7 protein-coding genes are annotated in these 14,091 nt (G+C 71.0%); 1 reads left to right on the plus strand and 6 read right to left on the minus strand.

Features of this window, described 5'->3' with window-relative positions; translation table 11 throughout:
- Positions 1 to 17: 17 nt before the first annotated feature.
- Positions 18 to 722, plus strand: a complete 705-nt coding sequence (locus AB0G16_RS21865; RefSeq protein WP_362807678.1) for an SGNH/GDSL hydrolase family protein — start codon at positions 18 to 20, stop codon at positions 720 to 722.
- A gap of 153 nt (positions 723 to 875) precedes the next feature.
- Here the strand turns inward: AB0G16_RS21865 and AB0G16_RS21870 are convergent, their stop codons facing one another.
- From AB0G16_RS21870 to AB0G16_RS21895, 6 genes are all read right to left on the minus strand, one after another.
- On the minus strand, positions 876 to 2,435 hold the full coding sequence (locus tag AB0G16_RS21870) for a cellulase family glycosylhydrolase (protein WP_362807681.1): 1,560 nt from the start codon (positions 2,433 to 2,435) through the stop codon (positions 876 to 878).
- Positions 2,436 to 2,676: 241 nt separating this feature from the next.
- Positions 2,677 to 5,481, minus strand: coding sequence for a glycoside hydrolase family 9 protein (locus AB0G16_RS21875; protein WP_362807684.1), 2,805 nt, complete (start codon positions 5,479 to 5,481; stop codon positions 2,677 to 2,679).
- Between the two features lie 135 nt (positions 5,482 to 5,616).
- The gene (locus AB0G16_RS21880) at positions 5,617 to 8,556 is read right to left on the minus strand and encodes a glycoside hydrolase family 48 protein (protein WP_362807687.1); all 2,940 of its coding nucleotides are present in this window, start codon (positions 8,554 to 8,556) and stop codon (positions 5,617 to 5,619) included.
- Between the two features lie 848 nt (positions 8,557 to 9,404).
- Positions 9,405 to 10,577 carry an ice-binding family protein gene (locus tag AB0G16_RS21885; RefSeq protein WP_362807691.1) on the minus strand — a complete coding sequence of 391 codons (1,173 nt, stop codon included), beginning with the start codon at positions 10,575 to 10,577 and terminating at the stop codon, positions 9,405 to 9,407.
- A 386-nt stretch (positions 10,578 to 10,963) separates the two neighbouring features.
- Positions 10,964 to 12,529, minus strand: a complete 1,566-nt coding sequence (locus AB0G16_RS21890) for a cellulase family glycosylhydrolase (RefSeq protein ID WP_362807694.1) — start codon at positions 12,527 to 12,529, stop codon at positions 10,964 to 10,966.
- Between the two features lie 231 nt (positions 12,530 to 12,760).
- Positions 12,761 to 14,086 carry a protein kinase gene (locus AB0G16_RS21895; RefSeq protein ID WP_362807697.1) on the minus strand — a complete coding sequence of 442 codons (1,326 nt, stop codon included), beginning with the start codon at positions 14,084 to 14,086 and terminating at the stop codon, positions 12,761 to 12,763.
- Positions 14,087 to 14,091 lie beyond the last annotated feature (5 nt).

Consider the following 14,091-nt stretch of genomic DNA (forward strand, 5'->3'; position numbering starts at 1 on the left):
CGTGGGCGTCCGCGGTCGTGCTTCTCGCAGCGGTCTCCTGCCTTGTCCCGGGATGCAGCGCCGGGGGTGTCGCCGCCGTGCCGGCGGGGCGCGGCACGCCGCACCCGTCCCCGGCCGTGACCGTGCCGCCGCCCCGGGCCCCGCTCGTCATGGTCATCGGCGACAGCTTCACGGTCGGCTCCGGCCCGGTACGGGGGTGGAACGGCTACGCCGCCCGGGTCGCCCGGCAGCTGGGCTGGCAGCTCGTCACGGCGGGTGCCGCGGGGACGGGCTACGTCAACCCCGGCAGGGTGGGGCGGACCTTCCAGCGCTCCTTCGACGAGGAACTCGCCTGGCGCCCCGCGCCCGACCTGGTGATCGTCTCCGGCGGGCGCAACGACCGCCGGATCGGGGCCGCCAGGATCGAGGAGGCGGTCGTCCGGCTGGTGGGGTCGATCAGGCGGCGGTGGCCGGACGCCGGCGTCGTGGTGGTCGGCCCGATCTGGATGGCCAAGGCGCCACCGTGGGCCTACCGGGTCAGGGACGCCGTCGAGATCTCGGCCGAACGGATGGAGGCGCCCTTCCTGGACCCCCTCGACGTCCTCGACACGCACGGCCGGGGCTGGGGCAGGGGGGCGGTCCTGCCCGACGGCGTCCACCCCACCCTCCTCGGCCACCTGCGCCTCTCCCGCTGGGTGGTCGCGGAACTGCGCGGACACGGCCTCGAGGCGGGCCCGTCGTAGCGAGGGGGACCGGCCCGTCGGGGCGCGGTCCCCGGAGGGCCTGCGGCACGTGGTCCGGTGCCGGGCCGGTGCCGGGGCGCGCCCCGTGCGGGCCGGTGGGGACCCGCGCGGGGCGCGCCGGACGGCGACCCTCGGGAGAGGGTCAGGACAGGGTCAGGAGAGGGTGGGGGTGGGTGGGGTGCCGGTGCCGTTCCAGGTGCCGATGAAGCCGAAGGTGGTGGATCCTCCGGCGGGGATGGAGCCGTTCCACGCGGCGTTGGTGAAGGTGAAGACGGGGGCGGCGGCGGTGAGGGTGGAGCTCCAGTTCTGGGTGATGGTGACGCCTGCGGGGTAGGTCAGGACGCTCTTCCAGGTGGTGACGGCGGCGGTGCAGGTGATGGTGACCTCGCCTTGGAAGCCGCCCTGCCAGGAGCTCGCGGTGCGGTAGGTGGAGGTGCAGCCGGTGGGCTGGGGGGCGGTGGTGGTGAAGGTGGTGGTGGCCGAGGTGGGGGAGGTGTTGCCTGCGGCGTCGCGGGCCACGACGTGGACGGTGTAGGCGGTCTGGGCCGACAGGCCGGTCAGGGTGATGGAGGTGGTGGTGGTCGAGCCGAGTTTGGTGGTTCCGCGGTAGACGTCGTAGCCGGTCACGGCGCGGTCGTCGGTGGAGGCGGTCCAGGTCAGGTGGGCTCCGGTGGAGGTGATCTGCGAGGCCGCCGGGGTACCGGGCCTGGTCGGGGCCTGCGTGTCGGGAGTGCCCGTACCGCCGAAGATCTTCGCCTCGACCGCGGTCTGCGCGATGCCGTTCGCGCCGTTGAAGAGCCGCTCGCCCCAGGGGGTGAGGCTGGCGACGTTGAAGTCGGTCACCTGGTCCAGGTACTCGACACCGCCGCTGTTGCCGCTCCACGACCAGCCGAAGTACCCGATGCCCCTGGCCTGCGCCTCGGCCATGATCGTTTCCTCGTCCGGGTTGCCGTCGGAGTGGTTGAAGCCGAACTCGCCGATCACCAGCGGCAGTCCCGCGGTCTGGAACGCCTGCATGTAGGAGGTGACCTCGGCGGCGGTGTCGAACACCCCGTACATGTGCACGGAGAAGACCGTGTTGCGCTGCGGGTCCGCGGCGAAGACGGTCGCCGCGTTGTCGCGCATGGTGAAGGACCAGTCCTGACCCCAGTTGGGGGCGTCCACCATCAGCAGGTGCTGGAACCCGTTGCTCCGCATCCGGGTGATCGCCGCCGAGGTGGCCTGGGTCCAGTTCGGGGTGGTGGCGTTGTTGCCGATCGGCTCGTTGCCGATGTTGATGACGACGTAGTCCTCCTGGCCGACGAGCGCGCTCTTGACGCTGACCCAGTAGTCCACGGCCTGGTCGAGGGTGTAGGCGCCGCTCTGCTCGCCGTAGCCGGTGGTGTCGTGGTTCTCCAGCACGCAGATGAGCTTGTTCTGCTTGCAGAGCGAGACCACGTTCGCCACGTCGGCGGCGTTGTTGGCCGTCCACCGGCCGCCGCTGAGGACCACCCGGACGGCGTTCGCGCCGAGCGACTTGATGTCCGCGAACGAGCCGGTCCGGCTCGCGTACCAGGTGTGCGCGTGGCTGGTGCCCCGCATCACGAACGGGGTGCCGTCGCCTTCGACGATCTTCGTGCCGCTGAGGTGCAGGCCGACGGCGGCGTGGGCGGGGGACATCGAGACGAGGAATGAGAGAAAGAGCGCCGCGAGCAGCGCGAGACGTGTTCGCATGACCTACCTCGGGAGAGGAGTGCCCGGCCGGGCGGAGGGGTCGTCGCGCCCGGCCGGGGCGCTGTGGAGGCGGCTCGGGGAGCCGCCTCCAAGATTCTGGGACGGGCTCCCGGCCCGCGGTGCGGGGCACCGGGGCCGGGACCTGGGGAGGTCGGAGTCCCGGCCCGCGGTGCGGATCGTCGGACCGGGACCCGGGAAGGCGGGGTCCCGGCCCGCGACGGGTGACACCGCGGGCCGGAGATCAGCCGGTGGTGCAGGTCACCGGGGTGGGTACGCCGTTGGTGCCGTTCTGGCTCGCGGTGAAGCCGAAGGACGTCGAGGCGTTCGGGGCGAGCGCGCCGTTCCAGCCCACGTTCTTGACCGACACGTCCGCTCCCGTCTGGGTGTGCGTGCCGCTCCAGAGCTGGCTGATCGTCTGGCCGTTCGGGAACCTCCAGGTCACCGTCCAGCCCGTGATCGCCGAGGTGCCCTCGTTCTTGACGGTGACCTCGCCCTGGAAGGCGCCCTGCCAGCTGCTGCCGACCTTGTAGGTGGCGGTGCAGCCGCCGGCCGGGGCCTCGGTCGTGGTGAACGCGGTGCTCTCGGAGGCGGCCGAGGAGTTGCCGGCCGTGTCCCTGGCCACGACGGAGACGGTGTAGGCCGTCGCCGGGGTCAGGCCGGTGAGCGTGTACGAGGTGCCGGTGGCGGTGGCGACCTTGGTGGTCCCCCGGTAGACGTCGTAGCCGGTGACGCCCACGTTGTCGGTGGAGGCCGTCCAGGTCAGGGTGGCGCCGGTGCCGGTGACGGCCGAGACGGCGGGCTTGCCCGGCCGCGTGGGCGCCACGACGTCCTCCGCCGGGGCCTCGGTCGTGGTGAACGCGGTGCTCTCGGAGGCGGCCGAGGAGTTGCCGGCCGTGTCCCTGGCCACGACGGAGACGGTGTAGGCCGTCGCCGGGGTCAGGCCGGTGAGCGTGTACGAGGTGCCGGTGGCGGTGGCGACCTTGGTGGTCCCCCGGTAGACGTCGTAGCCGGTGACGCCCACGTTGTCGGTGGAGGCCGTCCAGGTCAGGGTGGCGCCGGTGCCGGTGACGGCCGAGACCGCGGGCTTGCCCGGCCGCGTGGGCGCCACGGTGTCCTCGGGCTCGTCGCCGGGCGGGTTGCCCCAGATCCTCGTCGTCCCGGAGTGGACCGTGATGTTCTGCACCCGCACCGGGGTCGCGCCGGGCGTGGTGGCGACACCGGTGTACGACCAGTCGTTGGACGGGTCCCACGTGCCGGTGCTCGCGAGGCGGAACTGCACCTCGCGCCGGTGCTGCGACTGGCCGGCCGGGGCGATCGAGCTGTTCGAGCAGTCGATCGTGACGTAGTAGGTCTTCCCGGACAGCAGGGTCGGGCCGGTCGGCGGCTTGCACTGGTTGTAGGCCGAGGTCACCGTGACCTGGCTCGCGGTCGTGTCACCGTCGAGGGTGAAGTAGTAGCGGAACGAGCCGTCGGTGAGCTGGCGGGCCGGCCAGGCCGACTGGTTCCTGACGATCGCCTTGATCTCGGTGAACGTCGAGCCGGTGGCGTTCACCCCGGCCTCGATGAAGATCTCCGGACCGTCGGGGGTCTCGGCGGCGGGGAAGTTCGCGGCGGGGGCGCCGCCGTACTCCTTGTAGAGGCGTGCCAGCGCGCTGGTGAAGCCGGCGTTGTAGTCGGTGGCGACCTCGTTCATCACGTAGTCGTCGCGCTTGTCGGTGTAGGCGTCGTCGGGGTCGGGCGGACCGCCGACGAGGGCGCCGTACAGGGTGTGGCGGGTCTCGACCGGATTGGTCATCTGGTCGGTCCACGAGCCGTGCGCGGTGCGATGGTGCGGGTTCTTCGGCGGGTTGACGCCGAACCCGATCATGTACGAGGAGTTGCGCGGGTTGTCGCCGAGCGCGTAGTTGATCTGCCTGACCGCGAAGTCGTGATACCTCGCCTTACGCGTCGCGTCGGTGATCGAGTCCGAGTGGACCAGCGCCGCGAACGAGGTGTTGGCCGCGTAGCGCAGCGAGCCCCATCGGTCCAGGACCGCCTGGCCGCCCGGGGAGTAGCGGATCCGCTGCCCGTTGACCCCGACCGTCCAGTAGTCCAGCCAGCGGTTGGCGTCGTCGAGGTAGCGCTGCTTGCCGGTCAGCTTGTGCAGCAGCACGTAGGCGCCGTAGGACTTGTCGTCCCAGGCGATCGTCCACTTGTAGGACTTGGTCGTGGACTGCGGCTCGGTGCCGAGGTTGTCGTAGTACGCCTCGGCCTTGGCGAGGTAGGAGGCGTCCTGGGTGGCCCGGTGCAGCCAGATCGCGCCCCAGACCAGCTCGTCGTTGTAGCCGCTCCAGGACTGGTAGTACCCGGCGGCGTCGGTGATGCAGTCGCTGTACTTCTTCCGCACGGTGTCGGCGAAGGTGTAGAGCTGCTTGGCGTGCGTGAGCAGCGTGTCGGCGTACGCCGGGTTCGTCGGGCGGAAGACGATCGACGAGGCGGCCATCGCCGCCGCGGTCTCCCCGGCCAGGTCGGAGCCGCCGCAGGTGGCGTCGATCTTGAACGAGGGCCGCTCCATCTGCATGGCCTCGGCAGGTCCCCACCAGGCGTGGTCCTTGCCGCCGTGGCCGACCTGCCCGTAGAGCACGTTCGGCGACGGGTGGGCCTTGATGAAGTAGTCGTTGACGAACTTGAGGTTGTTCAGCAGGTGGGTGAGCTGTCCCGAGGAGGCGTACGCGTCCCGGTACTCGACCGCGCCCCAGGCCAGCATCGTCGCGCTGGCCGCCATCGGCAGGCCGAACTTGACGTGGTCGCCCGCGTCGTACCAGCCGCCGGTCAGGTCGAGCCCGACGTCCTGGCCGTCGGTGAGCGCGGAGTCGCCGCGCCAGCTGACGCGGTTCCAGCTCGGCAGTTTCCCCGACTGCTGGGCCTCGTAGAACCAGATGGACTTCTGCAGCGCCTCACCGTACGCGAAGGCGGGCGCGGCGGCCTGAGCGGCTGCCTGGGCGGCGGCCGGCACCGGCACGGCGGCCAGTGCCAGCAGAGCGAACGCCGCCAGGGTCTTCTTCATGGGGGGTGCCTCTCGGAGGTGGTGCTCGGGGCGTGACAGCAGGTCAGGGATGCCGTCACGCCCCGAGGGCTCGGGGGAGGTGAGGCCGGTCCGGCGGGCCCGGCTCGCGAGGAGCCGGGCCCGCCGGACGTTTCATCAGGGGAAGAGCCGGCCGTACTCGGCCAGGGCGACGGCCACGTCGACCTGTGCCCAGAAGCGGTGGTAGTTGAAGGACGGGGCGGGCCCGGTGCCCTTCAGGAAGGCGTCCACCTTCGGCCAGTCCGGGTCGTTCTTGTAGAAGGACCGGATCGACAGGAAGGTCGAGTTGGAGTTGATCACGTCGCCGTTGGGCATCTTGCCGGTCCAGCCCGGGGGCACGTAGACCGGGTCGTTGAGACGGCTGTAGTCGGCCTTGGTCTCGGTGACCGAGACGCCCTTGGCGTCCTGGTTGTTCTTCCACAGACCGTCGAGCAGGCCCTTGGCCATGTTCTTGGCCACGGCGTTACCGGACTTGGCCGCGTAGTACATCAGCACCTTGGCGTACGAGCCCGCCACACCCACGTCGGTGGTGTAGTCCCTGATGCTGACGTGCAGGCCGGCGTTGGAGCCGGGGTTGGTCGGGTTCCAGGTGTCGGGCTGGCCGGTCCACACCAGCGTCGAGGGGATCTGGTAGGTCCCGTCGGCGTTGATCGTGGTGTTGTCGGTGGCCCACTTGACCCACTTGTCCAGCACGGCCTTGGCGTCGGCGTTGCCGGTCGCGTAGTACAGCTCCGCGACCCGCTCCATCGACCAGGCCTGGAAGCCGAACCACTGGTTGGACGGCGGGTCGTGGTAGACCGGCTGCCAGTCGTAGGCCATGCCGTAGAAGGTCGGCAGCGTCGACGGCGGGGCCGCGTAGTGACCCTGCCAGCTGTTGGTGGCGCCACCGGCGATCGCGCCCTCGGTCGACTGCAGCCAGCGGTAGAACTCGAGCTGACGCTTGGTGCTGGTCGTCCAGTCCTGCACCGCGGTCGCGCCCTTGGGCTTGAGCACGTCCACGCTGGACAGCGCCCAGGCGGCCATCGGGTTCTGGTAACCGGAGTGGTTGTGGCTGGAGCCGATCCTCCATGCCCAGCCGGCGGAGGTGTCCAGCGCGCCGCCCCAGGCGTAGTACCAGCTCAGCAGGTAGGACGCGCTGTCCTTGCCGGTGCCGGCCGGGCAGGAGGTGCTGGTGCACCCCTGCTTCTTGAAGTACTTGTCGAACAGGGAGTAGCGCAGGTAGTCGCCCATCTTCGCGGCCTTGGAGACGGTGGCCGAGACCTGCGCCTCCTTGCCCTGCTCCTTGGCCCAGGTGTGCGCCCAGTAGGCCACCTGGACGGCGCGGGCGTCGGCGTCGGGGGCGTTGGTGTACTTCCACTGCTTGGCGTAGGCGCTGTCCCCGGTGAACAGGTCCAGGAAGCCGTTGGGGCCGCCGTGCTTGAAGGTGTCGCAGGACGGCTGCGGAATCGTCTCGAAGACCGACTCCTCCGGACCGCGCTGGTAGGTGTTGATGTACGCGGGCTTGGTGGTGCCGTCGCCGCAGCGGCCGAAGCCGTAGGTGTTGTCCACGTCGAGCAGCCAGTGCATGCCGTAGACGTCACTGGTGCCGTAGGCGGACTTCAGCTCGTTGCCGATCGGGTCGACGCCGACCGAGACGCCGTTGTCCAGCTTGGACGGGTACTGCTTGATGTCGTCCCACTCGCCGGCGTACGAGGCGGGCTTGGCCGGGTTGTAGAAGGAGTTGGTCGGCTGGTCGGCCGGGGCCGGGATGATGTACTTCTCCAGCGAGGCCCAGGCCTCGTTGAACTTGCTCCAGTCGCCGGTCACCTTGCCGTAGGCGGCCTCCAGCCACAGGTAGTAGCTGTAGGCCTCGGAGGTGGTCTCGTGCCCGTGGTCCGGCGCCTCGACCAGGAAGGTCTCGACCGAGTGGTAGGGCACGCCCTGCGGCGAGAAGTACCCGTTCGCCGGGTCCTTGATCTTGTTGTACATCGTGGTGAAGCGCTTGATGTACTCGTTGTCGCCACCGGTGGTGTCGTTGTCGATCTCGGTGGCGGTGGCCTTGGCCGCGGTGTGGCCGGTGGCGGTCGAGGTGAACTCGGCGCTGCCGGAGGCCTGGTCGCTGTCCTCGGCGGCGGCGATCCGGACCGTCTGGGCGGTGTTCCAGTTGGCCGGGGTGAAGGTCAGCGACGCGCCCGAGGAGACGGTCAGGTCGCTGTCGCCGCTCGTCCTCGCGGTCGTCACGGTGACGTTCGAGGCCGGGGCCTTGGAGAGCTTGACCGCCAGGTCGGCGGTGTCGCCCTCGGCGACCGCGACCGTGGCCGGGGTGAGGACCACCGCGGCGGGGGAGACGCCGGAGACCGTGATCCCGGCGGGCGCGGAGGTGGTCGCCAGGCCCTTGTCGTCGGTCGCCCGCGCGCTGACCGAGTAGCTGCCCGCGGCGACGTTCGTCCACTCGTACGTGTACGGCGCGGTGGTGTCGGTGCCCACCACGGTGCTGCCGTTGAGGAACTCGACCTTGGAGACCGTGCCGTCGGGGTCGGAGGCGTTCGCGGTGAACTCCACCGTGGCGGGAGCGGTGAAGGTGGCTCCGGCCGTGGGTTTGGTGAGCGTCGCGGTCGGCGGCTGGTTGACCGGGTCGGTCCCGCCACAGGTGACGCCGTTGACGGTGAAGCTCGTCGGCTTGGGGTTGGTCCCGGACCAGTTGCCGTTGAACCCGACGCTGGTCGAGGCGCCCGTCGCCAGGTTGCCGTTCCAGGCCAGGTTCTTGGCGGTGACGCTCTGGCCGGTCTGCGCCCAGGTGGCGCTCCAGCCCTGGAGGAGCTTCTGCGTGGTCGTCGGGAAGTCGAACCCGAGCGTCCAGCCGGTCAACGGGTCGCCCAGGTTCTTGATCGACACGCTGGCGGTGAATCCGCCCTGCCAGTCGTTGGAGCTGTAGGTCACGTCACAGGCGACGGCCGCGGCGGCGGGCGAGGCCGCGAGCGCGGTCATCGTCCCGGCCGCCAGGCCGGCCACGGCGAGCGCGGCGACCCGCCTTCGGAGGCGTGGGAGCGCTCCCGCTTTGATGGGGAATCTATACATGAAATGGGCCTCCATGGGTGGGATCGACGCGAAGTCACTGGTGGTGACCTTGAGTCGGATCGAGCAGGGGGAGATGAAGGGTGGGAGCGCTCCCATAAGGGATTCTGTGTACGGGGGCGGGGATGTCAATGGCATGTGGGGCCGGTTACGCCGATGTTTCACGGCCCATGCCGTCAGGCTGCTGTGATCCAGCCGACGTTTTTCTCGGGTCGTGAAACTTTCAAGCTTTCCGATCTTGAATGCCGAGCGCTTGTTTGTGCGGGGGTTTTCCGGCCCCTGGCGCGGACGGGCCGAAGACGGGGGGACGACAGCGGAGAGGCCGGGGACAGGGAACCCGGCCGGGGACCTGAAGGAGGGGCGGGCTCGCCATGAGGCCGAGGACGGGCGGGTGCGGGCGGGTACGGGACGGGCGGGCCGCGCCACGGGACCGAGGACGCCCGCCGGGGGCCGGACGGTCGTGCGGACGGGGCGTGGACCGGGGCCGGGGGGCGGGGCGCACGGAGGCCCGGCCGCACGGAGGCCCGGTCGCACGGAGGCCCGGCCGCACCTGGCCAGGGTCCGTTGGCCGCAGGGGCCTGACGGGGCACCTGCGGTGACCGGCGTGGCGGACCCGGCGCGGTGACCGCCGGGGACCCGACGCCCCGGCGCGCCGTGGACGTCATGGCCCCCGCCGCGCCGTGGACGTCATGACCCCCGGCGCGGCGGGACGCGAATTCACGTTCCGCCGCGTTTTACGGCCCGTGCCGTTCCCGTTTTTCCTGTATCACGTGAAACGCCGGAGAGAATTGCTTCCCGGCTGTCCCGGAACGCGGAATCGCCGGCATGTGAGGGCGGGCGACTTTCCCGGATCAGCCGTTCCGGTGGCGCTTGCGCTTACGGTCCCTCAGCTTGATCACGCTCCCGTCGTGCTGGTGGTTCCTTATGCTCGCGCGGTCGCTTCCCTCCGTGTCCGGGCCGGGCGCCGCCGACGGGCAGAGACCGTCGGGGCCGACCACCAGGTCCAGCGGCGCGGAGGCGCTGGGATCGAGCTGGGCCGTGCCGGGGAAGGTGGCCACGAGCCTTCGGGCGCCCGGAGCCAGGCCGGTCACGGTCAGGGTGGCCTGGCCGCCCGCGTCCAGCAGGGCCGCGCCCACGCTCACCCCGTCGGAGAAGAACTCGACCGGGCCGGTGGGGGCGGTCGGCCCCGCCGAGGTGACGGTCGCGGTGACGAGGAGCCTGCCCGCCAGTCGCGGAGAGCACACCGCGGCCAGCGTGACGGCGGTCGTCGTCGGCGGGTCGGCCGCGCACAGGGAGCGGGTGACGGTGTTGGTGTCGAGCGTGACGGCGCCGCTACGGGCCAGCAGGCGGCCGTCGACGGTCACGCCGGTGGTGGCGGTGATCGAGGCCAGCGCGAGGATGTTGCCCGCGAAGTCGGAGCCGGTGCCCAGCGTGGCCGAGCTCCCCACCTGCCAGAACACGTTGCACGCCTGGGCGCCGTTGATCAGGTTGACCGTGCTGGCGGAGGCGGTGGTGAGGGTGGAGGCGGTCTTGAAGATGAAGACCGCGTTGGGGTCTCCCTGGCCGTCCAGGGTGAGCTGCCCGGTGATGCCGAAGGTGCCGGCGGCGGAGTCGTAGGTGCCCGGGGTGACGGTGGTGCCGCCCAGCTCGGTGGGCAGGGTGGCGTCGACGGCCTGACCGGCGGCGTTGTTGTAGGCGGCGACGAGGTCGATCTGGGCCTGGGCCGCGACGGCGTCACCGGCGTTGACGGTGCCCGCCACCACGCCGGGCGGGAAGCCGGTGACGGACGCGCCCGGGCTCACCCCGAGATCGCCCACGACGACGGTGGGGCCGGTGTTCGTGACCGTCGTCCCCGCCAGGACCGCGAAGTTCCCCGCGGTGCCGAGCGGAACCGGGGTCGCCGCGGCGGCGGTGCCCGGCGTCGCGGTGACGCACCCCAGCGCGACCGCGCCCGCCAGGACCCCCGCCAGCCAGGAGCGAACACTCTTTCGCGGGACGGCGCGCAAGGAGCCGATACCCATCATAATTTTTCCTTTTCTTTTGGTATTTCTCCGTCCAGACGCATTGCCGATGATGCGCCATTTTTCTCACTCTAACGATCGGCCACGTCGTATTCGTCATACGACATGCGGGGGTTTTTCTGAGGGCATTAACGCTGAATGTGAGTAATGCGTGGTGCGAAGGCCGGGAAGGTGGGAAGGCCGGGAAGGTGGGAAGGCCGGGAAGGCGCGCGGACCGGGGGCGTGCGGGCCGAGGGGGACGCGAGGGCCGAGGAGGCGTGCGGGCCGAGGGACGCAAAGGGCCGAGGGACGCAAAGGGTGAAAGGCGGCAAAGGCCGAGGGGGCGCGCCGCCGGGCGGCACGCCCCCTCGGGGTCGACGGGCCGAGCCCGTCAGGGGAGTGGGAACGGATCAGGAGCAGGTGACGGCGGACGCGCCCGGGGTCGAGGGACCGTTGGCGGTGAATCCGACGACGACCGACTGACCCGCCGGGAGGTCGGCGGCGTGGCTCGGCGCCTTGGCGGTGAACGTGGTCCCGCTCTGCGTGACGGTGGCGTTCCAGCCGCTGCCGAGCGTCACCCCCGACGGCATGGTCCAGCTCACCGACCAGTTCCTCAGGGCGGAGGTCCCGGCGTTCTTCACGGTCAGCGCGCCCTGGAAGCCGCCCGACCAGGAGTTCGTGACCGCGTACGTCGTCTGGCAGACGGTCGGCGTCACCGTCGGCGTCGGTGTGGGACCGCCGCCCCCGCCGACCGGCGGGATCAGGTACGGCTGCAGGATGCTCTGCTTGGCCTGGTCGATCGTGGTCCAGTCGTCCTTGGCGATGCCGCCGGTGTCACCGGAGTTGGGGTTCCACGACCAGTAGGTGAAGGACATGCCGTTCACACCGGTGCCGGTGTACTTCATCAGCTCCTGCAGCCAGACCTTGTCCACGGCCGCCTGCAGGGTGGTGCCGAACTCGCCCAGCATGATCGGGGCGATGTTCTGCTTGTACAGGTAGCCCCAGTACTTGTCCCAGATGGCTGGCATGTTCGCCGGGTAGTCCGGCGCGTCGAACCACGCCTGGCGGTAGACCGAGGTGGCGTACTCGTGCGGGGAGTAGACCAGCCGGTTCGCCACGTTCAGCCGCACCGGGAACTCGCCGGCCTTGGAGAGGTTCCCGCCCCACCAGCCGCAGTCCTCGTCGTTGCTCGGGTCGTTGTCCCAGACGTTGGACAGGCCGCCGCTCGGGCAGCTCACGCCCTCGACGAAGATCAGCCAGTTGGGATTGACCGAGAGCACCGCGTTGCCCGCGCGTTCGGCGGCCAGCCGCCAGTCGCGGGCCGTGTCGCCGCAGCCCCAGCACGCGCCGGTGGCGGCCGGGTTGGTGCCCTCGGCGTGCGGTTCGTTGTGCAGGTCGGCGCCGATGACGGTGGGGTTGCCCGCGTACCGCTGGGCGAGCGCCTTCCAGTCGTTGATCCAGGTGCTCTCCGGCGTCGCGGCGACGTACCACAGGGGCGACTGGCCGGCCGCGGTCGGGCGGTGGCGGTCGAGGATGATCCGCATGCCCTTCTCGCCCGCGTAGTCGATGACCTTGTCGAGGATCTGCAGCGGGCTGTCCCCGACCAGGTCGGGGTTGACGAAGTCGTTCACGCCGGAGGCCGTCGCGCCCGGCTTGAGCGCGTCGTTGGAGAACGGCACGCGGAGCGTGTTGTAGCCGAGCGAGGCCATCGTGTCGATCTGGCTCCGCCACGGGTTGTTCGACCACAATCCGTGGAACGTCTTGTTGTCGGTCTCCATGCCGAACCAGTTGATGCCGGTCAGCCGGACGGTCGCGCCCGTGCTGTCGACGATCTTGTTGCCGGAGGTGCGCAGGTAGCCGGTACCGGTTCCGCCCGCGGCACCCGCGGGAGCCGAACCGAGCGCGACCGTCAACGCCGAGGTGGTCACGAGCGCCGCGAGCGCCGCCGACCACCTGCGAAAACGCAGGACTTTCATGGGAGCCCTTCGAGGAGGGGGAGCTGGTCGCGGGGATGGGGCCCCGCGATCGAAAGGTGCGGCCGGTCGCGTTCGTCATGGTTCGGCGCCCACCCCGGAATCGTCAACATCACGATCCCGGCCGTTCCCGTCCCGGTGGCGCCCGCGACCCCCTCTAGCTCGCGCTGGGGCCTTTCCGCCCGCGGCGGTACCGGGTGAAAGTTTCACCGGTCCCGCGCGGGCGGGCCGCGCTCAGTCGGCCAGCGCGACCGAGACGAACATCAGTTGCGCCTCCAGCGCGTGCCGGAAGTCGTCGGGCAGCGATCCCTCCCGGTGCCTTTCGGCGATCTTGTTCCGGATCAGGGTGAGGTCGCGGGAGCAGCAGACGCTGTTGGCCAGCACCTGCCGCAGGTCCAGGGCCACGTCCGAGCGGATCCTGCCCTCGTCCTCGCCCCGGGCCAGCACCGCGTTGAAGCGCCGCACGCTCTGGCCGAGGCTGGGCAGGGAGGAGCGGATCGCCTCCGTGCGGAGCTCCTCCTCCACCGCCTGGCCGCCCCGCGCGCCGTTCCTCGAGGAGGAGGGGGACGGGACGGCCGTGGGACGGGCGGAGGCGACCGGCGTCGGGCTCGCCGGGTCGAGAACGGTGGGAGTGGCCGCGCCGTGCAGCCGGGGACCGGCCACCTGGCCCGCGTGGGGGTCGGAGAGCCGCGTCCAGAGCGTGACCCCGGCGAGCAGCGCCACGGCCGTGGCGACCATCGCCCAGCGCAGCAGCCGTTCCCCGGCGACCGGCCGGGGCGGGGCCATGGCCCGCTTGAGACCGTCGGCGACCTCCTGCGCCCGGGGCCGGGCCTCGGGCCGCTCCAGCAGGCAGGACTGGCAGAGCGCGCCGATCCGCGCGGGCATCCCCGGCGCCTCGGCCACCGGGGGCGGCCCCTCCCGGCGGACGTTCTCGATCTCCTCCCAGGTCCGTTCCGGGTACGGGGGGGCGCCGGTGAGCATCTCGAAGAGCAGCACCCCCAGCGCGTAGACGTCGCTGGCCGGATCGGCGACGGTGCCGGTCAGCCGCTCGGGCGCCACGTACGGCGGCGTGCCGTAGTCGGAGGCCCGGTCGTCGCCGTCCTCGCCGATGAACGCCGCGATGCCGAAGTCGAGCAGCTTGGCCCCGGTCGAGGTCAGCAGCACGTTCTCGGCGGTGACGTCCCGGTGGACGATGCCCCGCTCGTGGGCGACGGCCAGCACGGTGGCCAGCCTGGCGGCGATCAGCGCCGCCTCCTCCCACGGCAGCGGACCCTCGGCGATCCGGTCCGAGAGCGGGCGCCCGTCGAGCAGGCGCATCACCACGTAGGCGGCCAGCCGCCCCTGCGCGGTCACGGCCTCCCCGTAGTCGTAGACCTCGATCGCGTCAGGGTGGATGAGGCGCGCGGTGGCGCGCGCCTCCCTGCGGATGAGCTCGCGCTCCCCCCGGTCGACGCCGAGCTCGCCGTCCAGCAGCTTGACCGCGACCATCCGCTGGAGCGACTGGTCGAAGGCACGCCAGATGACGCTCATGCCCCCCCAGGCGATCCTCTCCAGCAACATGTACC

Origin of the sequence: Streptosporangium sp. NPDC023615 (assembly GCF_040640155.1) — a bacterium.
Taxonomy (GTDB): domain Bacteria; phylum Actinomycetota; class Actinomycetes; order Streptosporangiales; family Streptosporangiaceae; genus Streptosporangium.